General features: G+C 69.9%; 15 protein-coding genes and 1 pseudogene. 5 read left to right on the top strand and 11 right to left on the bottom strand.

The annotated features are described in order from the left end of the window. Positions 1-576: 576 nt before the first annotated feature. Both ACLHRZ_RS32630 and ACLHRZ_RS32625 read left to right on the top strand, forming a co-directional pair. Positions 577-2,544: a S9 family peptidase gene (locus ACLHRZ_RS32630; protein WP_490422216.1), complete on the top strand. Its 1,968-nt coding sequence runs from the start codon at positions 577-579 to the stop codon at positions 2,542-2,544. 369 nt (positions 2,545-2,913) lie between these two features. Continuing rightward, positions 2,914-3,360 carry a peptidoglycan-binding domain-containing protein gene (locus tag ACLHRZ_RS32625; protein WP_490422215.1) on the top strand — a complete coding sequence of 149 codons (447 nt, stop codon included), beginning with the start codon at positions 2,914-2,916 and terminating at the stop codon, positions 3,358-3,360. A 426-nt stretch (positions 3,361-3,786) separates the two neighbouring features. On the opposite strand, the gene ACLHRZ_RS32620 is transcribed toward ACLHRZ_RS32625, so the two are convergent. Both ACLHRZ_RS32620 and ACLHRZ_RS32615 read right to left on the bottom strand, forming a co-directional pair. After that, a complete protein-coding gene (locus tag ACLHRZ_RS32620; protein ID WP_490422214.1) occupies positions 3,787-4,116 on the bottom strand; it encodes a winged helix-turn-helix domain-containing protein in 330 nt (109 codons plus the stop codon). Further along, a complete protein-coding gene (locus ACLHRZ_RS32615) occupies positions 4,103-4,654 on the bottom strand; it encodes a hypothetical protein (RefSeq protein ID WP_490422213.1) in 552 nt (183 codons plus the stop codon). Before ACLHRZ_RS32615 ends, ACLHRZ_RS32620 begins: the two co-directional genes overlap by 14 nt. Before the next feature lie 491 nt (positions 4,655-5,145). Here ACLHRZ_RS32615 and ACLHRZ_RS32610 point away from each other — a divergent pair, with 491 nt between their 5' ends. Then, positions 5,146-5,853 carry a methyltransferase gene (locus ACLHRZ_RS32610; RefSeq protein ID WP_490422212.1) on the top strand — a complete coding sequence of 236 codons (708 nt, stop codon included), beginning with the start codon at positions 5,146-5,148 and terminating at the stop codon, positions 5,851-5,853. Between the two features lie 368 nt (positions 5,854-6,221). Here ACLHRZ_RS32610 and ACLHRZ_RS32605 read toward each other — a convergent pair whose 3' ends face one another. Continuing rightward, entirely contained in the window at positions 6,222-9,158 is a 2,937-nt protein-coding gene (locus ACLHRZ_RS32605; RefSeq protein ID WP_490422211.1) for an AfsR/SARP family transcriptional regulator, read from the bottom strand. A 356-nt stretch (positions 9,159-9,514) separates the two neighbouring features. On the opposite strand from ACLHRZ_RS32605, the gene ACLHRZ_RS32600 reads away from it, so the two are divergent. After that, a complete protein-coding gene (locus tag ACLHRZ_RS32600) occupies positions 9,515-9,916 on the top strand; it encodes a hypothetical protein (protein ID WP_490422210.1) in 402 nt (133 codons plus the stop codon). Between the two features lie 87 nt (positions 9,917-10,003). Next, positions 10,004-10,846, top strand: a complete 843-nt coding sequence (locus tag ACLHRZ_RS32595; RefSeq protein ID WP_490422209.1) for a hypothetical protein — start codon at positions 10,004-10,006, stop codon at positions 10,844-10,846. 92 nt (positions 10,847-10,938) lie between these two features. Here ACLHRZ_RS32595 and ACLHRZ_RS32590 read toward each other — a convergent pair whose 3' ends face one another. From ACLHRZ_RS32590 to ACLHRZ_RS32555, 8 genes and pseudogenes are all read right to left on the bottom strand, one after another. After that, positions 10,939-11,088, bottom strand: a complete 150-nt coding sequence (locus ACLHRZ_RS32590; RefSeq protein ID WP_490422208.1) for a hypothetical protein — start codon at positions 11,086-11,088, stop codon at positions 10,939-10,941. Between the two features lie 85 nt (positions 11,089-11,173). Next, a complete protein-coding gene (locus tag ACLHRZ_RS32585; RefSeq protein ID WP_490422207.1) occupies positions 11,174-11,446 on the bottom strand; it encodes a hypothetical protein in 273 nt (90 codons plus the stop codon). Positions 11,447-11,899: 453 nt separating this feature from the next. Then, positions 11,900-12,058: pseudogene (locus ACLHRZ_RS32580) on the bottom strand (IS5/IS1182 family transposase); the annotation flags it as partial. A gap of 122 nt (positions 12,059-12,180) precedes the next feature. After that, the gene (locus ACLHRZ_RS32575) at positions 12,181-14,793 is read right to left on the bottom strand and encodes an ATP/GTP-binding protein (protein ID WP_490422206.1); all 2,613 of its coding nucleotides are present in this window, start codon (positions 14,791-14,793) and stop codon (positions 12,181-12,183) included. Continuing rightward, complete coding sequence (locus ACLHRZ_RS32570) at positions 14,790-15,398, bottom strand: hypothetical protein (protein ID WP_490422205.1); 609 nt, start codon at positions 15,396-15,398, stop codon at positions 14,790-14,792. The genes ACLHRZ_RS32575 and ACLHRZ_RS32570 overlap by 4 nt, the downstream gene beginning before the upstream one ends. Before the next feature lie 23 nt (positions 15,399-15,421). Beyond that, positions 15,422-16,534, bottom strand: coding sequence for a C40 family peptidase (locus tag ACLHRZ_RS32565; protein WP_490422204.1), 1,113 nt, complete (start codon positions 16,532-16,534; stop codon positions 15,422-15,424). Further along, on the bottom strand, positions 16,531-18,885 hold the full coding sequence (locus ACLHRZ_RS32560; RefSeq protein ID WP_490422203.1) for a hypothetical protein: 2,355 nt from the start codon (positions 18,883-18,885) through the stop codon (positions 16,531-16,533). Before ACLHRZ_RS32560 ends, ACLHRZ_RS32565 begins: the two co-directional genes overlap by 4 nt. Beyond that, the gene (locus tag ACLHRZ_RS32555) at positions 18,882-21,518 is read right to left on the bottom strand and encodes an ATP-binding protein (protein ID WP_490422202.1); all 2,637 of its coding nucleotides are present in this window, start codon (positions 21,516-21,518) and stop codon (positions 18,882-18,884) included. The genes ACLHRZ_RS32560 and ACLHRZ_RS32555 overlap by 4 nt, the downstream gene beginning before the upstream one ends. Between the last annotated feature and the right edge of the window lie 538 nt (positions 21,519-22,056).

Raw genomic sequence — 22,056 nt, 5'->3', positions numbered from 1 at the left:
CATCTCGCCCTCCGTGCCCGCGCGACGCACCAGGAGCACATGACCATCGAGGACCGAGACGGTTGGTTGGGCAACTTGAAAGCGCCGAGGTCAGTTGCCGAGGGTTCGCCAGCACTTCGGTCGCGGGGTCCCCTACTGGTCCAGGAAAGTCTGGAAGGCTGTCGGCGGTCGCGGTGAGGGCGGTTCCTCGGCCGGTGTCAGGCCACTGAGACTTGTCGGCACCGGAGCCGCAGGGACCGTAATGGACCGCCGCTCCCTAACCGGCGCCGCGCGCATGTCGATTACTTCGGACGGCGCCCTCGGTCTTTTCGAGAAAGGGAATTTGGCCAAGTCGTCAGACTGTGGATTGAGAGTTGGTCGAGCCGTACCTTCTGGGAGAACGGTCCGACTCGCGGCGATGGCCAAGCATGCAGGTCACCACCCTTCCGCCAGTACATCTCCACCTTGTGTCACGGGCTGCGGCAGGGCGTCCGGGGCAGGTTCGCATGTGGCCCGTTCTCCCCATTCCGACTGACGCCGACCCGACAGTGCGACAGGATGTCCGCCTGCTGCACCGGCGAGCGAAAGGCAGTCCGCATGCCGCACCCCGCACCGCAGCCGACTCCCGAACCCGAACCGGCCGCCCCGCTCACCGCCGAACTGGTGGTGGACCTGGCCGCCGCCGTGGCGCCAGCCATCTCGCCGGACGGCCGCCTGGTCGCCTACGCAGTGGTCGCGAACCGCGGAAGGGACGGGCGTCCGCACGGGTCAATCTGGGTCACCGCCGCCGACGGCAGCACATCCCCGCGCAGGCTGACCGACGGCACGGCCGGCGCCCTCGGCCCGAAGTGGGCGCCGGACTCGGCCTCCCTCTTCTTCACCTCCGACCGCGAGGAGCAGGGCACCGCCCAACTCCAGCGGATCCGCCTGGACGGCAGCGAGGCCATCACCAAGGCCGAGGCCCTGACCAGTTGGCGCGGCGGCATCTCCGACCACTGCCCGCTCCTCGACGGCCACACCGTCGCCCTGCTCGCCAAGGACGAACCCACCGCCGAGGACCAACGCCGGGAAGCCGAACGCGACGACGCCAAGGTCTGGGGCTGGCACCTTCCCGCCACCCGGCTGCGCCTGCTCGACCTGGAGAACGGTGCGCTCCGCACCGTGGACGGCCTCGGCGACCGGCATGTCGTCGAGCTGGCCCAGCGTCCGGACGGCGGCCCGCTGGCGGTGCTGAGCTGCTCCACTCCCGAACTCGACCCCGGCGTCAGGGCGGCGGAACTCCACCTGGTCGACCTGAGCTCCGCAGCCGTCCACGACCTGGGCCCCGTCGGGAGCGAGGCTCAGTCCCTGGCCTGGTGGAACCACAACGGTGTCTGGCATCTGGCCCACCTGGCAGTGACCCCCGCTCACCTCGTCGGCGGGCTCGCCGTGATCGACACCGTTCCGCAGGCGACCGGCCCGGCCTGCGAACACCGCAACCTCACCGTCGGCATGTCCGTCTGCCCGACCGAGCTGGTGCAGCTCGCGGACGGGCCCCCACTGGCGCTGTTCGCCGACGGACTGGACACCGCGCTCTACCAGCTCCACCCCGAGTCCCTGTGCTTCCACCGGCTGTCCTCCGCCCCCGGCACGCTCGCCCAGCTCACCGCGAGTCGCTCCGGGGGAACTCTCGCCCTGCTGGCGAGCACCGCGTACGAGCCCAAGAACGTCCACGCGGGACCCACGGGCGGGCGGCTGCTCCGGCTCAGCGACACCGGCCCCGAACTGCGCAGGATCCGCTGGGGCGTCCAGGAACGCCTCAGCTACCAGGCTTCCGATGGAATCCAGTTGGACGGCCTGCTGATCCTGCCTGCCGGCCGAACTCAGGACGGCCCCTTTCCGCTCGTCACCATGGTCCACGGTGGCCCTTACTTCCGCTATGCCGACGAGTTCGCACTCAACGCGGTCGACTGCGGCCAATGGCTTGCGACCGCCGGGTACGCGGTCTTCCTGCCCAACCCCCGAGGCGGCTCGGGGCACGGCCACGAGTTCGCCACCAAGGTCGCGGGCGCGGTCGGCGGCGACGAGTGGACCGACATCCTCAGCGGAATCGACCTCCTGGTCGAACGGGGAGTCGCCGACCCCGAACGGCTGGGAATCTCCGGATGGAGCCACGGAGGCTTCATGGCGGCCTGGGCCATCGGCCACACGGACCGGTTCAAAGCCGCCATCATGGGCGCGGGCATCAGCGACTGGGGCATGCAGGCCGGGACCGGCGACTGGGGACTCCTCGACGCGACGCTCGGCGGCAGCACCGGATGGGAAGGCCCAGGACCACACGTCCACGACCGGAACAGTCCCATCTCCTACGCCTCCAGGATCCGCACCCCGGTGCTGATCCTGCACGGCGAAGAAGACACCAACGTCCCGCTCGGCCAGGCGATCCACTTCCACCGTGCCCTGCGCCACTTCGGAGTCGAACACGAGCTTGTCGTCTATCCCCGCGAGGGCCATGGGCTCGACGAGCGCGCCCACCAACTCGACGCCCTCCGGCGAATCCGCGCCTGGTACGACCGCTGGCTATAGGCCAAGGCCATGAAGGTCGTGTCCCACGTCGTGGTGTACCGGAACGCGAAACGCTTGATCCCTTACACCACGACGTGGGACACGACCCTCCTGGCAACGTTCGGGACAGCCTCCTCCCGCTGTTCGCCATGGTCGCGATGTCGCGCGCGGGAATCCGGATCGTCCCTGGGACGCGGCGAGAAGCAAGCCCCGAGGGCGTGGGACGGGCCGTCCGGCGGCTGTCCCGGAGCATCCCGGGGTTCGATGGGACGAGTGGGACGCCAGGGACGGGGCGGGAGAGGCCGCCGGCGACCGGGAATGCGTTGTTAGCTTTCGGTCGTCGCCCTCCGGCGACATGTCCCGCATACGCCTCTCAGGGGGAGCCCAGTAATGAAGCGCACACTCGCAGGCCTTGCCGCCATCGCCACGATCTCGCTCAGCGCGGTCGCCACCGGTGCCGCTCCGGCATCCGCGGCGATGCCGGTCTGTTCCAGCTTCGGCGGGTACACCGACGCCGCTGGTTACGTGACCGTGGTGCCGCTCGACGCGGCGCAGAGCAACTTCTGCACGCTCCAGGCGGGTAACCGCGGCGAGAGCGTCCGCGCACTCCAGCAGACCCTGAACGGGTGCTACTTCGACGGAGTCACCCGCCTGGCCGAGGACGGCGACTTCGGTCCCGCCACCACGAAGGCCCTCAAGCGGGCGCAGCAGATGTCCGGCGTGACGGCCGACGGCGTCTACGGCCCGAACACGCGCGACGCCATCCGCTGGTCCTGGAGCCTGAACTGGCAGCCGCGCTGCCTGCGCCTGAGCGCTGCTCCGCAGCCGATCCGCTGACGTCGCCGGACACCTCTTTCACCGTGTTCAGCGCGTGAATCCGCTCGCGTCCGGTACGAGGCCTCTGAAGATCTCCGGAGAGGCAGCAGCCCACGAGGGACTCTGTTGAGGCGAGTTGAACACCCGGCCGGGCACAGCCACCGTCCCGACCTGCGGATTTCGACGTCTTGATCCCCTACACCACGACGTGGGACACGACCCGGCCAGCGAAACCAGCCGGTCGAACGCGCGTCAACGGCGAAGCCAGAGCCGGATCGAGGCGACGGTGACGGTGCCGTGGAAGACGTAGGCCCGCTTGATGCCCCTATGGATGTCAACCGGCACCAGCTCCTGCCGGTTGACATCCATAGGGGCATCAAGCTCGCGGTCCGCGGCGAGGCGACCGTGCTGGTCGCAGTCCTCAACGAGTGGCTGTGACCAGCACTTTCACAACCGACCCTGGTCGTCGTCCCCGCTTGCCGTACGCCGCGACTCCTCGACGATCCGCTGCAGAGCCGCCGCGTGCTCCTCCAGTGCGGTCCGCCCGCCGTCGCTGAGGTTCACCCAGGTGCGGGGGCGCTTGCCGACGTAGCCCTTGCGCACCTCGACGTAACCGTGCGACTCCAGCGTACTGAGCTGTTTGGACAGGGCGGAGGGGGAGAGACCCGCCGACTCCCTCACCCAGCCGAACTCGGCCCACTGCGCGCCCGCGAGCAGGGACACGATCGTCAGCCGGGTGGGGTCGAGGAGTACGGGGTCGAAGTCAGCGCGGGCCATCGACGGCGCTCTTCCCCACGCGGCCGCTGCCGCGCACGGCGACCGAGAGCAGCGCCCGCTGGCAGCGCGGCCCGAAGAGGGCCAGGGCGGCGCCGCTCACCGCGCCCACCGAGGTCCGCCAGTACGGCACGCCGAGGTGCCAGTCCGGTTGGAGCAGCTGGACGGCGAAGCCGACAAGGACTACGGCGAGCAGTGTGAGCAGCGCGTAACTGCGGAAGCGCCCCGAGATCCCCTGCCTGCGCGGGCGGACGGGCTGCCCCAGCAGAGCCGAGCCGCTGCGGGTGTTGAGCAGTGCGACATAGCCGACTGCGAGCGCCCCGAAAGCCGCCGAGGACCAGTCGGCCGCCGCCCCGAGGAAGTCGGGGGCTGCGAAGAGCGCGAAGAACACGATGCCGAACAGCACATACACCCACCGGGAGTTGGTGGCCGAGCTGTGCACTTGGCCCCGGTGCCGGCTGATGTCCTCCAGTGCGCGGGTTGCTTCGTCTGCCGAAGGGCGCGGGCCCTTGGGTCCGGACGGCGATGACGTTGAGTGCATGGGTACCTCCTCGGGATGCTGATTGCTCCAGTGGAATCATTTTCCTGAGAGGAAACTAGTTTCCCAGGGTCGAGTTCGTCAACAGGGCGTCAGCTCCCGCTGGGCCTCGTGGTGGTGCCGCCAGTGATCCAGACGAAACGCCCTGGATCTCCTCTGTCACCGCCACCGCCCCTCAGGGCCAACGCATCGGCAGGGGTGAAGAACTGGGCTTCTTCAGCTACGGAGGATCCGACATCGTCTACTGCGCAGGGCCTGGCCGGGCCAAGACCCGACTCTCCCGCCCCGTGTCCACGAGGGACCGGTACGAGGCCAACTCCGCAATCGCATAACCCGCGCGTACCACGGCGTCCACCGGCCCGCGCGTGAGTGCGGACCGGCTGGGCAGGTGTTTCCCGCCTCCGGTACTGGGCAGGTTGGCGGCCTACGCCGGCGCTGCGTCGTAAGGCGCGGGGCAGGCCGGGTGCAGGACTTCCACGGAGGCGGAGGGTCTCATGGACGAACGAAGCCTGGTGCGCCGGAGGCTGCAGCCTCATAGGGCCATCACCGAACCCCAGTTGTTCACCATGGCCGGCCGGACCTGGGACCTGCTGCCCGGCGTCTTTGCCCCGATGTTCACCGGCACGGCGGAGTTCTTCGCCCGCGCCGTTCCCTTTCCCGTCGGCGGGTCCTTCCTGGAGATCGGCTCCGGCGCAGGTGTCATCGCTGTGACCGCCGCTCTGAACGGCTGCGGCCGCGTCACTGCGACCGACCTCTGCCCCCAGGCCGTGGCCAATACCGTGCTCAACGCGGAGCGGCACGGCGTACGGGACATCGTCGGCACCGGCTGCGGTGACATGTACGAACCGGTCGGGGCCGACCGCTACGACCTGATCTTCTGGAACTCCGGTGCCCGGTTCACCGAACGGGCCTGGCCGGAGACGGAGGGTCTGGGACGTGCCGTCTCCGATCCCGGGTACACCGCGCACGGAGCCTACCTCGCCCAGGCGCGGCAGCACTTGACGCCGCACGGACGCCTGATGCTCGGCTTCGCCGACGCCGGCGACCCCGCCCGGCTGCACGCGATCGCCCGGCAGTACCGATGGCATCTCACCCGCCTGGAGACCATGACGTTCCCCAACGGGCAGGGAACCTCCGACTTCCTGGAATTCCTTCCCTGCCCGCGCATGCCGGGAGCAGACGCCTGCCCGGCATGCCCATGAAGGAGTCGGGGGCCCGACACTGTCGGGATGCCTTGTCGCCGCAGACGTGGTCCGGGAGCGCCTTCGGGTGCCCTCAGTCCAGCCGCGGGACAGGGACCGTTGGTGCCTGTCCTTCGGGCCCGTGCCGTGCTGTGCGGCGCTCCTGACCACAGCGGCCTTCGAGGGCCGGCAATAACTGCACTCGGACGGGATCGGCCGACGTGGTCAGTGCGGGCCCCGCGGCGTCTGGTGCTGGGGGCACCCCCCAGCGGTAGCTGGGGGAGCATCGCCCGAGTACCGCTGGGGGCACCCCCCAGCGGTAGCTGGGGGAGCATCGCCCGAGTACGCCCCTGATCGGACAGACATCTCTGATCACGGGCATGAACGCCTCACGGCGACGATGGTCGCGCCGGAGCTTTCGTCTGGTTGATGTCGCCGATCGTCTTCCACAGCCGCCGCGCCCGCTCGCGGTGCTGGTGCGCCAGGTCGTGGACGCCGGCGACGGCGTCCAGGTCACCGATCAGTTGCCAGCAGGCGGCTTCGTCCTGACGGTCGCCGTGCCGGTGGAACAGGCCCGCCGCGCGTTCCAACGCCGGGCTCGCCCGGTCCCGGTCGTTTTGACCGGCGTATACGCGGCCGACTTCCAGCAGTGTGTACGCGGCGCACCGCTCGTCGGCCAGTTTCTCGAACGTGGCCAGTGCCTGCCCCAGGCAGCGCAGCGCCTCGTCCGGATCGCCACGTCGATCGTGCAGCCGGCTGAACCGCCGCAGGACCACGGCCACGCGATGCCCGTCGCCCAGTGCCCTGGCCTGGCTCAAGGCCCCGTCGAACCATGACTCCGCCTCGTCGAGTCTGCCCTGCATGAGCTTCATCACGGCCATGGAGCAGGACAGTTGCGCTTCGATGTGCCGGTCGCCCTCACCGACCGCGATGGTCAGCGCGTGCTCGACGCGTTCGAGGGCTTCGTCGTCACGGCCCTGTACCCGGCTGACCGTACCCAGCATGGCAACCGACAGTGCCTCGCCGCGTTTGTCCCCGCCGTCCTGGCACAGCCCGAGGGAGGACTCAAGGGCCCGGGTGGCCCGGTCGAACTCGTCCTGGTAGATGTGCAGCTGGCCAAGGCCGCGTAGCAGTACCGATGCGCCGCGCGCGTTGCCGGCGGCCTCGGCGGCGTCCAACGCGAGCCGGTGCCCGTGCTGCCAGTCCTGATAGAGACACCGGTGGTCGTAGTAGGTCGCCGCGCCGGCCGCCAGCTCCCAGGCCAACTCGTCCAGGCCCCAGTCCACGGCCAGTTTCACCGCGCCGAGCAGGTTGTCGCGTTCCGCGTCGAACCAGCCGGCCGGGTCGGCCATCAACCGGTCCACGACCGCATCGGGCAGCGACCGGCGCGGTGCCGTACCGGGCGCGGCGGCCAGCAGCCCGGCTGCCGGCAGCCGATCGGTGCCGCGTCCGATCAGCTCGAGCCAGACGGACAGCACCCGGATGATCGCGTCCTGCTTGTCCTCCGTGGGCAGCGGGGCGGCGGTCTCCACGGCGCAGGTCCTGATCAGGTCGTGCAGTCGGTAACGCGGCTGGCCGATGGCGTCGGTGGCGGTCAGCCGCACCAGGCTGGCGTCGACGAGGGTGTCCAGCACGTCTTCCCCGTCCGAGCGGTCCAGCAGCGGTCCGACCACCCAGCCGGGCAGGGTGTAGGGACCGAGCAGACCCAGCAGGCTCAACGCGCGCACCGCGTCGGTCGGCAGCAGCCGCAAGCTCAGTTCGACGCTGGCTCGCACGCTGAGATCCCCGATTCTCAGCTCGGCCAGCCGCCGGGACTCGTCCTCGATCCGTTCCCGCAGTACTCGCAGCGACCAGGCCGGGCGGCCCGTGAGCTTGCCGCTGGCGATCCGGATAGCCAGCGGCAGATTGCCGCAGCAGTCGAGGATCGCGTCAGCCTCGCCCGGTTCCCGCTCGACCCGCCGCCAGCCGACGATTCCGGTGAACAACTCCCGCGCTTCTGCCGGGCTCAGCACGTCCAGGTCGATGTGCCGGGCGCCGGGAAGCTGCGTCAGCAGCGTGCGGCTGGTGATCAACACGGCACAGCCCTCGGCGCCGGGCAGCAACGGCAGGACCTGATCGGCGTGGCCGGCATCGTCCAGCACCACCAGCATGTGACGGTCCACCAGCAACGACCGGTAGAGCGCGGCTCGCTCGGACAGGCCGTTCGGGATCGCGCTGCCGGCGATCGAGAGCGCCCGCAGTGCTTCGGCCAGCATCAGCCCCGGGTCCCGTGGCTCGTCCGATGTTGCCGCGAGGTTGAGGTAGAGCTGGCCGTCGGGGAAGTTGGCGCTCGCCAGCCGCGCAGCGTGCGTCACCAGGCAGGACTTGCCCACACCGGGACCGCCCACGACGACGGCCACCGGGGCACGGTTCGGCGCCGACCCGTCGAGCAGCCCGGCGATCTCGGCCAGTGTTTCGTCCCGGCCCACGAAGTCGGGTACGTCGAGGGGGAGTTGACGCACTGGCATCGACATGGCCGGCCCGGGGGTCGCCGGGGGAGAGCTCTCCGGTGGCGTGGCCGAGGGGCCGTGTGCCGGGATCGTTGCCGCCAGGGTGGGATCTGCGGTCAGGATGCGCTGGTGCAGCACCTGCAGTGGCGGGGTGGGGTCGACGCCGAGTTCGCCGGCCAGTGTCCGGCGCAGCCGCTCGTACACCTGCAGTGCCTCGCCTTGTCTTCGGCACCGGTAGAGGGCGACCATCAGGTGTTCGGCGACCTGCTCGTCGTAGGGGTGCTCGCCGAGCAGAGCGGTCAGTTCATCGATGACCTCTCGATGACGCCCCAGGCCGAGTTCGATGGCCAGGCACTGTTTGTGCGTGGCCGCGCGTCTCTCGTTCAGCCGTGCCGCATCGATCTCCAGGGCTTGGCTGGGAACGTCGACCAGGGCGTTCCCGCGCCAGCAAGCGAGCGCCCGCCGCAGCGCGACTGCTGTCTCGAACGGGGCCGTGCACTGTTCGGAGAGGTGTCGCTCGTGGTCGAACTCCAACAGGTCGAGCTGGTCTTGAGCCAGGCGGATCTCGTAGCCGCCGCGCCGCGTGCTGAGCAAGGAGCCGGGTGCTCCGCGGGCGACGAGGTTGCGGCGCAGCCCGGAGACCGCGTCCTGGACCTGGCGGACCGCAGTGGTGGGCGCGTTCGTGTCCCACATCACGGCGACGAGCCGTTCCATGGGGACGATGGTGTTGGCGTCGATCAGAAGTGCTGCGAGCATCTTGGCCTGCCGCGGCCCGTTCAACGGGACCGCGTGTCCGGCGATCTGGGCGTGCAACGGCCCCAGTAAGCCGAATCTCATGCTCCCCCTGGGTGCGTGACGATTGGCGCCGATCCCCTGGCTGACCTCGTACTAGGACGAATCTAGGACGGCCGGCGGACCTGTGTCCATAGCATCTCTGCAGCACGGCTCACCGAAGACGCGCGGGCAGGCAACGGGGGCGGAGGGTGCCTTCGCCCGGTACCTCGGCAGCATCCGGGCCGATACCCCGGGAGCAGGGGCAGCCTCCGCGGTTCATGGGGGCACCGGTTGCCCCCATGAAGCCCGTCGCAGGGTGGCCCGGCCGGTGAACTCTGCTGCGCTCGCGGCCGCACAGTCCACACGCACTACTACACCACTTCCGACCGGCAAGACGGCAGAAGGAGCACGCATCAACCATGCCTCGCACCTGGAAGACCTTCGGCGCACTGGCAATCGCAGGCTGCTGCGCCACGATCGGCCTCACCACCGGCACCGCTGAGGCGCAGACGCAAATAAAGACCGGCAACGTCACGCAAGCCGGTTCGTACAACGACTACGGCAGAACCGGCAACTACCAGTTCGTGGCGAACAATTGGGACAGCCGTTACCAGCGGTACCAGCAGTCGCTCGTCTGGGTATCCGGGCAGGACGGCGGCAAGGACATGGCCCACTGTCTCCGGGGCAACGGCGGAGGAAACTGGTACGAGTCCTCGATCGTCGCGCGCCACGGTACGAACGCCTCGCACTACGACTGCACCAGCAACGGTACCTACAACCGGGGTTTCGACCAGGTGGGTGTCGACCTGAGCAACTGGTGACAGGTACCTGAGCAGGCAACAGGAGCCCTGGTGCGTCGAGTTCGGGGTGCACCAGGGCACACCCGGTCAGAGGAGGAGGCCCGGGTGATGCTGGGCAGATACAAGCTCCTTGCGGTCGCGCTGGCCGTGATCATTGCCGCGATGGTTGCGGCGGGGTTCGCGTATTTCCCGTCCGGCGACGGCCGGACGGCTGGGGCGACGGCCGGCACTCGCCGTTTCGTGCTGATCCTGGCAGGTGCTTCCGGCCAGTCGGAGTCGACGAAATTCGACCTCGAGGTTGCCGCTCGCACGGAGGCCCTGACCTCTACGTGCATGAAGTCGCACGGCTTCCAGTACCTGCCCAAGAACCCGCACAGCGTGGTCGATGTCGAGGACGCATCAGACTTTTCGAGCCTCGACTACGCGCGCAAGCACGGGTTCGGAATATCGGTGTTCCCCCACTTCGCCCCTGAGGCCACGGCAGCCAAGAGCTATCTGAAGACCCTTTCCGCTGCTTCCCTCAAGGCTTACGATGCGGCCCTTCCCGGTTGCGTCGACAGCTCACAGCGTACGACCGAAGAGGAATATAGAATCCCGGAGGCGAACTCCGAGTGGGCTCGGCTGGACGGCGAGGTGCAACACGACCGACGTTACCAATCGGCACTTGAGACATGGAGATCCTGTGCGACGGCGGCCGGTCATCCGGCACAATCCCGTCTCGCGCTCATCACGGACCTGCGCAAGGAATACACGTCCGTGATGGCCGACATCCGGGGTGGCGGCCAAGTGCTGCCCCAGAATCAACTGGCGGCGCTGGCCGCCCGGAATCCTGTCTGGCGGAAGTTCCATCAATCGGAACTCGATGCCGCCGTGGCGACATTTCCCTGCTCACAAGCCGCCGATCGGGCTTATGTGTCCGTATTCCTCCAGTACCTGAACCGGAGCAGTTGAGGGCGGCGCGCCAATGACTTCACCCATATTCCCCGAGGCCGACTACGAGGCTGCCAGGGGGCTCCAGTTGAGTCGCGCCTCCGAGCCGTGCCTCAGCGGGGAACGGCGATGTTGCGGGCGGCCCAGCCGTTGAACGGACGCGGGGCGCGGCCGAGGACTCGGTCCGTCCCGCCCATGCGGGGGCGCTTTGTCCAGAACCCGTCTTTCAACTGGGTGGTGGCTTGTCCGTATGCCTGGTTCATGGCAGCCGACTGTGCCGGATGCGTCCTCGCAGGTGCGTCCGGCACAGTCGGCAATGCAGCCGTCCTCGCAGGGTGCAGCACTATGTCACGACAGGAGCGCGCCGGTGATCGCGGCTACGACGATGAGTAGTGTCATTGTCCTGATGAACCAGGGGCGGTCGCCGATGCCCTTCCAGTCAGCCACGAACGTCGCGCTGGCTACTGCCAGAGCGGGCCAGATCAGCCAGTGCAGACTGATCGGGTGGTCGATGAAATAGGCCAACGGCATGTAGAAGATGGCGTATCCGAACGCCAGCATCGCTGCCCCGTGCCAGGGGCCCGACCGTTGACTTGTGCCGTCGGCGTCGAGAGTGTTCACGGCAATCCCTTTGAGGAAGGTACGGCGATTACTTCAGGCCGTCGAAGCGGGCGGTCTTGATCGCCTTGATCCCGAACAGCGTGGATCCGCCACTTCCGAGCACGGAGAGGGGGTGCCGGTGGCGAAGGCGGCTGGGCTGGCCCCGAGGGTGAGCGCGGCCGCGCTGATGGTGGTGACGATGCCGCTGGCTATGCGCTGGCGGTGGTTCATAAATGCCTTTCGTAGGCAGATACCAAGCCCTTGGTGTCAATGGGTGGCATACGCCAGGGGAGGATGATCCTTACCTTGGCATGTGCGATGGGTACACAAAATGGTTGAACAAGCGATTATGCCGAAGATCGGGACCTTTGGTCCCGGGTTTGCGGGCCGTTCGGCTGCGCCGGCTACCTGTGAGGCCCAGGTGATCGGCGTGACGGTCGGGACCTCTGGTCCCGTGTGAGTGGTCTGCCGGCCCCGGTCCGCCAGTGGCAGAGCCCGCGGCCGTCCGATCCGCGGCCCGTCACCACCGCGCTCGCGCACCACCCGCAACAGACTCCCGAACTGCCGCATCCGCAGCCCGGTGAACGTCTCCACCCACAACGGCTCAGCCTTCAACACCCCGGCCCTATCCAGGAAATGCTCTGCTCACGGCCTTCTGCAACACGTTTTAACCCGTTGCGATGATTCCTGACACTGGCGTCGAGGAGCAGGAAGGCTATCGAGACACCCAACTGCATCCGTGAAAAACGAGACTCTCAGGTGATCTGCGGAGTCACCGGCCCGTCTATGGCCTCGAGGTCTTGTGAATCTTCGTTGCCTTCTACGTAACTTGCAGGGCCCGAGTGCAGGAACGAGGCGACGGCATCTGCGTGACCGGCCGCTCGGGCGTGAAGGGTTGTGAGGGGCGACGCTCTGACGTTGCTGTACGCGGCCTTGCGCAGGAGACCGACATTCCGTGGGCGAGCCAATGGTGCGAAGACCTCGTTGAGTTCGGGTCCGCGGATGCGCAGGGGACCGAGGCGGCGGCCCGCGACGGTCAGGGTGATGTAGTGCTCGTAGCGCGGCAGTTCGGCGATCTCGACCGGGTCGACGACGGCGCCCCATTCCTTGGCGATGACGCTGACGGCGTCGATGGCGCCGGCGGTGCTGGAGAGCACGGAGGCGTTTTGCATGAGCGAGTCACGGGTGGCGGTGCTGACGCGCTGGAGGAGTTGGGTCATGGCGTGCAGGCGGATGCCGAATTTGCGGAGTTCCTCGCTGATGCTGGCCAGGACGCTGGTGGAGGCGCTGTCGATGGAGATCAGTTCGTCGACGAAGGCGTGGAAGTGCCGCCGCCGGTTTTCGAGGAGGTCACGGCGGGAGAGGCCGGCGCGGAAGAGGTCCTGGAAGAGCAGGGAGACGAGCAAGCGGTCGGTGGGACCGGAGGCGCTGGGGGAGATCCAGACGATCAGGCCTTCGTCCATGGCGTGGCGGATGTTGTAGGTGCTGACAGGTGAGCCGAGGAAGGCGCGGGCGACGCGGTTGCCGTGCAGGCGCTCGATGGGGTTGAGGACGGTCGGCAGGGCGTCTGCCGGCACGTGAGGGAACATCGTGAGCCACCAGACGGCCTGCTCCTTCGGCAGGCGCATGATGACCTGGGTGCGCCAGAGGGCGTCGGTGAGCAGGGTGGGGATCTGGAAGAGCGTGGCCTGGCTGTGCGGACGTCCGAGAGCGACGGCCGTGGCGTTCACCGTCACGAGGGCCTCGACGGCCTTGCCGAAGATGGTCAGGGCACGCGGTGCACTGGAGTCGTTCCAGCCGAGCACGGTGGCGAAGGCGTCGCAAGTGGCACGGACGACCTCCTCCGCGCGTTGCCCTCGCTCGAGTCCGAGAGAGTTCCACGTGCCCATCAGCGTGCGGTCGCCGCGTGCTCCGGCGAGGTCGAGGTACCACATGCGGTGCGCGATGTGGGGGTGGGCGAGGTAGGCGTCGGCGCGTTTGAGGGCGTCGCCGTGGGGGTCGACGAAGGCGAAGCCCTCGCCGGCGTGGGCGAGCGCGATGGCTTGGGTGATGGCCTGTTCGGTCTTGCCGAAGCCGCTCTTGCCCACGCGCAGGGAGAAGAACGTCTCCCCCAGTGGCGTGGCGATCAGTCGATCGGTGCCCTCGGGCATGGTGTACCAGCCGTGCGGCATCAGCCCGGTGGCCCCGGGGACGTAGACCGGCAGTTCGTGGGCGAGCAGCGGGAGCCGGCAGTGCAGGGTGGGCGGTTTGAGCAGGCCCGCGATCTCGTCCGCGCGGGCCCAGGAGGAGTGCCGGCCGGTGATCTGACCGCTGGTCCAACGCCGGTCGAAGGCGCGGCGGGTGAAGCGGGAGTCGGTCCACAGGGTGAAGGGGCCGATGCGGCGGCCGGTGGGGGAGAGGCGGTTGCCGCCGGTGAAGGTCTCCAGCGCGGTGGCGATGTGCTGCAGCCGTTGCTCGGCACGCCCGGTGGCGTTGGAGGTGCAGCGTACGAGGATCTGGATGCGCAGCAGTCCGGTGGGTTCGGCCAGGCGGCCGAGGGCTTTGGCCCGGTCCAGAGGCCGGGGGCGGGGCGGCACGATCAGGTCGCGGCCGTGGTCGGTGCTGCGGAGGAGGTGGCTGAGGTGGTAGCGCCAGGAGTCCTCGGCTTCTCGGGTGTCCTTCCACGTGGCCGCGGCGTCGCGCCGTGCCTGGGTGCGGGCGTCGGTGAGGAGGTCCTGGCGGCGCAGCAACAGCCGCCAGCGGGGGACTGGTTGGAGGTCGAGGCAGATCTCGGCGGTGTCACCGAGGTCGGTTCGGATGGTGGCGACGGCGTCGGCCAGGGGTTGCAGTGGGTCGGGGACGAGCGGGACCTCGCGCAGCCGCCGGGCCGGGTGGCCGCGCAGCACGAACTCCACGCGAACGGTGTGGGTGCGCGTCTTCTCCCTCGGCAGCCCGGTCTTGGCGATCTGCACGGCCTTGTAGGGGCTGGAGGCGAGAAGGTGCCGGGCGGTGATGGGGCCTTCGAGGAGGTAGTCCAGCGGCCGGGTGCCGTCCGCGCGCAGGCGGATCCGTACGGTCCTGGCCCGCCGGGGCACCCACCACGGTGTGGCAAGTGCCGCCCGGGACAGCAGGGTTGCCTGCCGCCAGATCTGCTCGGCATCCGGGTCGAACCGACCGCTCGGTGTGAGCCGGAACCGAGCCCGGCTACGAGCAACCTTCCCCGCGAGACGGACGAGCACGTATTCGACAGCGACCAGGAGCACGGCCGTGAGCGTCAGGACGAGCAGTACGTGCTCGGCGACCCAACCGAGCACCGCGACGCCTGCTCGTGCCGTGTCGAGTGCGGCGTTCCACAGGGTGACGACGGGTCCGCGGGCGTTGGTGGTCATCGAACGGGCTCCCATCCGTGGGCGGTTCCGGCGAAGAGCAGACGGGTGGTACGGCCGTCGGCCTGCTGTCCGGACGGGCCGGTACCGGCCCACACCAGGCGGACTTCGGCCTGGCCGTTGCCGAGGGCGCGTGCGATCGCGGCCTGGAGCCGGATGCGGGTGTACGGGGTGGGCGGGGGAGCGGCGTCGGGGAAGTAGGCAGGCCACTGGGCGCGGCCCTGGCCGGTGACGTCGGCCCGCCACACGTGTTCGCCCAGGTCGAGGAGTTCGCGCTCCTGCTGTTGCGGGAGGTTGGCGGGGGTGGATCGCTGCAGCAAGTTCTGGACGGCCTGATCGGCCCCGGGCCCGTCACCGGGAATCGGAATGCGCGACTTGCCTCCCATGGGGAGTGCGCGGTTCGTCCCCGAGGAGGACGGCACCGGGGAGGCAGCGGCCGACGGGGACCGGGCCGGCTCTCGGGAGCCGGCCGGTGTGCTCGTGGCGAACGACCGGCTGCTGCCCTGGGGCGCCGAGCCTTGTGCGGTGCGCGCCGATGGGTGGATGAGCAGGAGCGTCCCCAGCACGGTGAGCATGCCGGCGAGGGCCATCAGCAGGGCTGGCGGCATGGGCCGGGATGTGCGCGATGCGTTCACAGTGGCCGGGCCCCTCCTGCGAAGCCGTGGTCCCATACCGGTTCGGTGCGTACCGTGGTGCCCGGCCGGGCGGCGTCGATCATGCGGCCTGCGCCGAGGTAGATCCCGACGTGGTAGATGGTGCTGTCGCTGCCGGGGGAGTAGGCGAAGAAGACGAGGTCTCCCGGTTGCAGCGCGCCGACGCCTGCCTCGGCGGGGATGCGCCGGCCGGCGCCGGCCTGGGCGTCGGCGGTGCGCGGCAACGTGATGTGGGCCTGGGCGAAGGCGTACTGGGTCAGGCCCGAGCAGTCGAACCCGCGGATGGAGGTGCCGGAGGCGCCGCCGGGGGAGCAGCATCCGCCGTAGCCGGGACCGTCCGGTCCGCCGCCGCCCCAGGAGTAGGGCACGCCCTGCTGGGCGAGGGCGGCGCGCAGGACGGTGGCGGCGGTGCCGGTCGCTTGCGTGGTGGTGGCTGCGGTGGCGCCGAGTTGGGTGTAGCGGGTGATCCAGGAGGTGACCTCGGCGACGTAGCTGTGCGAGTGGTTGTAGGAGTAGACGGCGGCCTCCAACTGGGCGCTGTCGTCCAGGTTGCGGCCGTTGCCGCACAGGTACACGGCGGCGGCGAGGGCGGCGTCGTCGGCGTTGTGCGGGTCCTTGACGCCGTCGCCGTTGCCGTCCCGTGCGGTGCCGCCGTCCCAGGTTTCGGGCATGAACTGGAAGGGACCGACGGCGTGTTCGCCGTAGGGGTCGCCGTCCCAGCGGCCGTGGTCGGTGTCGGGGACGGGGGTGTAGTTCTCGCCGACGCCGCTGCCGTCCAGGCGGGGACCGATGATGTGCGGGGTGATGTCGCCGTTGTCGGCGATCGTGTGCCCGGCCGCGTGCTGGGACTCGATCATGGCGATGCCGGCGAGGATCTCCCAGCGCATACCGCGGCACTTGGGTGCCTCGCGCGGGGTCTGGGCGACGGCGGAGGTGTAGGCGGCGAGCATGCGCGGCGGGATCCCGGCGGCGGCCGCCAGGTGCTGCACGTCGATGCGCTGAGGCTTGCTGCGCGCACCGAGGATGAGTACGAGCGGCATGCCGAAGAAGACCATGCCGAGGACGAGCGTGGTACAGCCGAGCTTCCTCACTTCCGGCCTCCCTCGCCCGCACCGTCACCGTGGCCGTCCCCTTCGGTATCGCGCAGGTGGCGTTCGAACCATTCCTGCGGGAGTCCGCCGCGGTAGCGGGGCTGCCCCTGCCACTGCTGCATGCGGATGCGCATCCGGTTCGCGTCGCGGAGCGGACGGGCCACTTCCTCGTAGCCCCGGCGCACCGGCCGGGAGATGTCGCGCAGGCCCTCGCGGGTGTCGCGGTGCCAGTCCGCGGCGACCTGGTCGTAGTGCTGCAGCTGCCGGGCCACCTGTTCGCTGAACTCGCTCCGCCGGCGCCGTACGCGGGTGAACGTGGCCGGCAGGCCGACCGTGGAGTGCCAGCCGGCCTTGCCGGTGCGCAGCAGCACGCGGCCGCCCCGGGTGGTGCTGAGACGTTCCTGCAGGCGGGTGCCGATCGGGGTGGCGTGCTGGTCGGGGTGGCTGAGGATCTCGCCGGTCGTGCCGTCGATGACGATCGGCGGCCGATTGCCGGACTGCCCCTGCCCGCCGCGGCTGTTGCCGCGTGCCTGTGGCGGGCCGATCCAGGCGAGCTGGGCGGCGCGCCCGGCGACGGTCGCCGGTGCCCAGCCGTGCCGGGCTTCGGCGGCGGCCTCCGCCAGCAGACCGGGACGTCCGTTCCCTTCGGTCAGGGCGTGCCAGCCGGCGGCGAGTTTCGAGCGGCGCAGGGCCAGCTTGGCGTGCGCGGAGGAGCCGCCGCCGGAGCCGAGCATCAATCCGGCCGAACTCCCGGCGATGCCACGTCCGTCGACGCCGAGGGAGGAGAGGGCCAGGCCGGTGGCGGCGGCCTGGTCGCCGAGCATGTGGCTGCCGCCGATCTTGGCGTAGCGCATGCGCAGGGCGAAGCGCTGGCCGAGGCCGGAGATGCTCTGCCGCATGCGCCGGTGCAGGGCCAGCCCGCACAGCGCCAACCCGTCGAGCAGGGCGAGTCGTTCGACGAGGACGGTGCCGTGGCTGTCGGCGAGCAATGCCTGCGCGCCGATGCCGAAGAGGGGGATGAAGACGGCGACGGCGAACATCAAGACCGTGGCCGCGCCGAAGTATCCGGCCCACTTCCACAGCGCCGCACGGTTGGGACCGGGCAGCAGCGCCCAGGCGAACGCCACGCAGCCGACGGCGGCGGTGATGGCGCACCCGAACTGTACGCCGATCATGGCCAAGGCCATCGAGACGACGAGTGCGAAGACGATGGTGGCGGCGATCAGCAGGAGCACGGCTCCGAAGACGCGGTCCCAGGAGACCTCGCTCATGAAGTCGGCAGCCGCTTTGCCGGCATCGCCGTCGTCCTGCAGCAGCTTGACGATCACGCCGAGCTTGCCCGGCAGCTTGGGCGGGTGCGCATCGTCAGAGCAGAAGTTGTCCGCAGGCCCGATGATCCTGTCGCACGGGTCGTCCCTCTTCCGCTTCTCCTTGCCGTCCTTGTCCAAGCCCTTGAGGTAGGTCTTGTGCAAGCTGCTGTTCTTGTCGATGAGTTGGCCGTACTGCAGCAGCTGGTAGGGCTGGACGACCAGGACCTCGGTGAGCGTGCGCGTGATCGGGGCGGAGATCTCACCGGCGACGGGCGCACGCCGGGCGGCCGGGCATTCGTCCTTCGCCGGACCGGCCACGACATCGCACGGATCGCCTCCCTTCGCCGTCCCGTCCTTCTGCTCCTGCTGCCCTTGCACGCACGCCGTCTGTGCGGGACCGGTGACCAGGGCGCAGGGCCCGGTCACGGCGCCGTGGTCGAGTCCGCCGCTGCGTGCGGTGATCAGTGCTGCTTCCAGCGCAGCGGACTGGGCCTGCTGCAGCGGTCCTTGCGCTCCGAGCAGGACGTCCGGTCGCACGATGCCGGTGGCGGCGACGGCCGCGATCAGCAGGGTCAGCAGGATTTCTCCGAAGCCGCGTCCGGGGCGGCCGCGCATGGCCATGATCAGGCCGAAGGTGAAGGCCCAGGCGGTGAACAGGCCGCCGATGCCGATGACCGCCAGGATGTGCTGCTGGTACGCGGTGGAGACGTGCTGGGCCGGGGACGTCAGCTTCGTCAGGACGGGGAAGCGATAGACCCAGTCCACCAGCCAGCACGCGGCGCCCACCAGGGTGCGCGCCAGCGCGAACGTGCCGCCCATGAGGAACTTCGTCGCCTCGTCGACGGGGTTCTGCCCGCCGCCGGTCAGCTGATAGTGGCTCAGCGGGACGCCGTCGGAGGTGGTGACGTTGAAAGGGCCCAGCAGCCCGCCCCCGTCCGCCGGGTTCGTGGCGTCGGCAGCGTGAGCCGAGACGCTGGGGAGGAGACAGAGCACCAGCACACCGCCCAGCACGACGCCCCGGCCCAGCACGCGGTGCCTCATCGGTGCCCTCCTGTCGTCTGCTCGCCGGCCCCCGAGGCGCGCGGTCCCGCCGCGGAGCGGTCAGTGCGCTCGGTGCCCGGGGTGGTGAAGATGTGCGCGAAGCGCGGCAACGGCGGTACGAGCACCTGCAAGCGCCCCACCCGCATGCGGGCGTCCCGGCCGAACATCTCCCCGGCCCGGCCGGGGTCTCCGACGGGGGACAGGCCCGAGGTGACCTGGCGCAGCAGCTCTTCGTCGTCGCCGGGCAGCCCCAGATACTCCAAGCCGCGCGCGGCGAGTACGGGGTCGCCGGTGCGGGCGAGGAAGCGGTAGGCGAGCAGGCCGCGGATGACCTCGTTGCCCAGCTCGAGCACGTCGTGCCCGCCCAGGCCGATCCCGGCGCGGTGCTTGCGGCCGTCGTGCACCACCTCGTGCACCAGCGCCAGGCCCTCGGCGGACGAGGTGAGCCAGTAGCACTCGTCCACCGTGATCAGCGTGAACCGGTCCGGGCGGAAGGCGACTTGCCGGGCCATGGCGGCGATCAGATACAGCACCGCCCGCCCGATCAGCGCCTCCAGCGGCTGCGTGCGCAGCAACTCCGGGTTGGCCACCGCCTCCCGTGGCGGCAGCGTGAGCCCGGCGGTGGTGATGACCACGAAGTCCGACGCCAGTGCACCGTCACCGTCCAGGCTGAGGCAGGGCAACGTCTCGTCGAACACCATGCGCGCCAGCGGCCGTTCGGAAACGATCCGCAGCAGGTCCACCAGGGTCGCCGCATCCTGCGCGCGCGGCCCCGTCTCGCCGCCCGCGAGCTCCTCCAGCACCGCCACGACCCGGGCCATCGACGGTGCGTCCGAGCCGGCGGCCTCCTGCACGGCCCGGTTCAGCAACGCCCCCTGCGCCGTCATCGCCCCGATGCCCAACTGCAGCGTCAGATACGAGAGGGCGTAGTGCGCCCCGGCGGCCGGCGGGAAGATCCGCAGCGGGTCGATCGAGACCCCGGCCTGCGCGGCGTCGACGATCTGGCACCGTCCCGCTGCCGCCGTCGTGGCAAAGTGCTCCCACTCGTGCATTGGCGTACGGTCGATGATGATCGCCCGTCCGCCGCGGTCGACGACACCGCAGGTGATCAGCTTGAGCAGGACGCTCTTGCCCGCCCCCAGATCGCCGGTCACCCCGAAGGACGCTGACGCATCGGCCTGAGGAGCGTTGGCCACATCCAGCAGGACCGGCACGATGGAGCCCGAATCCTGCGAGATGCCGATCATCTGGCCCGTCGGGTCACCGAACCCGGTAGCGGTGAAGGCCCCGTTCATCGCCCAGTCCTCCGACAGCTGGAACTGGGTGAACTCCCGCCCGGACGCAGGCGTCGCACTGCCCGGCAGCGACAGCGCGAACAGCTTCTCCTGCCCACCGACCGGCCGCACCAGCCGGTAGCCGGCCCCCTTCAGCCGGCTCGCCAGGGCCCGCGCCCGCTCATCACAGGTGGGCGCATCCGGGCCCCACACCGTCAGCACCGTCACCGACTGCACCTCGACCTCGACCTGCGAGCGCGCAGCCCGCGCCCCCAACTCGCCCAGATCACCGGCCGCATCCCGGATCCCCTCCGGCAACCCGGTCGCCGTGTGCGCGGCGTACTGCTCCGCCTGATCCACCAGCTCCCGCTTCTTCTTCGCCACCTCCTGCGCCACCTTCTCCGCCGCCACCAGCCGCAGATCACACACGAAGTCCACCGGAAACGGCAGATGCTCCAGCTCAGCCAGCCAGTCCGCCTGCGACGCCGCCACGGCCCGCGGCACCTGCGCCACCGCCAGCTGCGCCTGATACCCGGTACCGGCCGCGCACTCCACCTCCAGCCACCGCCGACGCAGTACCGACGGTCCGCGTCCTCTCCTGCCATGGCGGCGTGTGCGGGGCCGGCCGCGCGAATCATCTGCTGCCTGGCCGGGGGTACCGCCCTGTCCGCCCTCGAGCACGCGGACCTGTCCCAGGTCCGCGTAACAGGGCGAGCGCAGGGTGCCGTGCATGACTGTGCCGTCATCGCCCGTGAGGTCGGTCGTGGCTTCCACCAGCAGCGGCTCGTCCAGGCCCCGGTGCACCGCGTGCTGGTGGATCCACACGATCTCCGTCGCCCGCGCCGGCCGCAGCACCACGGCACTGCCCAGCTCGGCGGCCACCTGCTCCGCCCGCCGCCGGTACTCCTCCACCTCCTCCGCTGCCACCGGGGCCGGCACCAGGCCCAACGCCGACAGCCACTCCGCCCACGCCGAACTCAACGCCGCCGACAGATCAGCACGCACCCCCGACGGCGACAACGGCACCGCCAACCACACCGTGCGCTGCCGCATCTCCAAGTCCGACAGCAGCTCCAGCTGGGCCTGCGCCACCTCGCCCCAGAACGGCGACGCACCCACGTCCACCGACTCCAGCATCTGCAGCACGACTTCACCCGCATCCCGCTGCGCGCACAGGCCGTACACCCGCGCAGCCGACGGCAACGCCCTTACCAGGGAGGTGATCCGGTCGATCGCCTCGTCCCGCTCGCGCGCCCCCATGTACCGGTCGCCAACCGGCTCCACCCGCCAGAACGCCCACACCACCGCTGCCGTCGACCAGACGAGGTGACCGGAGATGTGCCGAATCGCCACACGCATCACAGCCCCCGCTCCCCGTCACGCCGCAGCAGAGCCTGCAACGCCGTCGGCGCCGGCCCCGGTTGAACCTCCGGCGCCGGAGCCCGGTGCACCTTCGCCTGCGGCGACCGGCCCCGCCGACGGCCGGGGGCAGCAGACCGTGCAGGGGATATTCCTGCACCGGCAGGCCGATCGCTCACAGTACTCCGGGCGCCGGCGCCGACCGTCACGCCCCCGTGCAGAATGTGGCAACGAGGCAACCGCACCGCACGACCGTGGATCCTGCCGCCTGACGGCTGAAAAACGAACTCCACCAAACCCCACGCCGCGTTCCCCGGCGTCCGGCCCCCGATGCGCGCACCGCGCACCGCCCAGATCGCCGTCCCCCAGATCACCACCGGTACCGGCCCCAGAAACGACCACCACGCGAACGTCTTGATCAAGACGTAGGCCCCGCCGACCCCCACGACCAACTGCGCCGGCGTATACGGCCCCACCGGCAACGTCCAGTCACCGATACGACCGAGCACCCACGGAAACCGCCGCGCCTGCGTATAGC

It is taken from the genome of Streptomyces sp. AM25 (assembly GCF_058146165.1).
This window is presented reverse-complemented; position numbering and strand designations above follow the sequence as displayed.

Coding starts and splice junctions, on each gene's coding strand:
- ACLHRZ_RS32630 (WP_490422216.1), top strand. CDS start 577: ATGCCGCACCCCGCACCGCAGCCGACTCCCGAACCCGAACCGGCCGCC.
- ACLHRZ_RS32625 (WP_490422215.1), top strand. CDS start 2,914: ATGAAGCGCACACTCGCAGGCCTTGCCGCCATCGCCACGATCTCGCTC.
- ACLHRZ_RS32620 (WP_490422214.1), bottom strand. CDS start 4,116: ATGGCCCGCGCTGACTTCGACCCCGTACTCCTCGACCCCACCCGGCTG.
- ACLHRZ_RS32615 (WP_490422213.1), bottom strand. CDS start 4,654: ATGCACTCAACGTCATCGCCGTCCGGACCCAAGGGCCCGCGCCCTTCG.
- ACLHRZ_RS32610 (WP_490422212.1), top strand. CDS start 5,146: ATGGACGAACGAAGCCTGGTGCGCCGGAGGCTGCAGCCTCATAGGGCC.
- ACLHRZ_RS32605 (WP_490422211.1), bottom strand. CDS start 9,158: ATGAGATTCGGCTTACTGGGGCCGTTGCACGCCCAGATCGCCGGACAC.
- ACLHRZ_RS32600 (WP_490422210.1), top strand. CDS start 9,515: ATGCCTCGCACCTGGAAGACCTTCGGCGCACTGGCAATCGCAGGCTGC.
- ACLHRZ_RS32595 (WP_490422209.1), top strand. CDS start 10,004: ATGCTGGGCAGATACAAGCTCCTTGCGGTCGCGCTGGCCGTGATCATT.
- ACLHRZ_RS32590 (WP_490422208.1), bottom strand. CDS start 11,088: ATGAACCAGGCATACGGACAAGCCACCACCCAGTTGAAAGACGGGTTC.
- ACLHRZ_RS32575 (WP_490422206.1), bottom strand. CDS start 14,793: ATGACCACCAACGCCCGCGGACCCGTCGTCACCCTGTGGAACGCCGCA.
- ACLHRZ_RS32570 (WP_490422205.1), bottom strand. CDS start 15,398: ATGCCGCCAGCCCTGCTGATGGCCCTCGCCGGCATGCTCACCGTGCTG.
- ACLHRZ_RS32560 (WP_490422203.1), bottom strand. CDS start 18,885: ATGAGGCACCGCGTGCTGGGCCGGGGCGTCGTGCTGGGCGGTGTGCTG.
- ACLHRZ_RS32555 (WP_490422202.1), bottom strand. CDS start 21,518: ATGCGTGTGGCGATTCGGCACATCTCCGGTCACCTCGTCTGGTCGACG.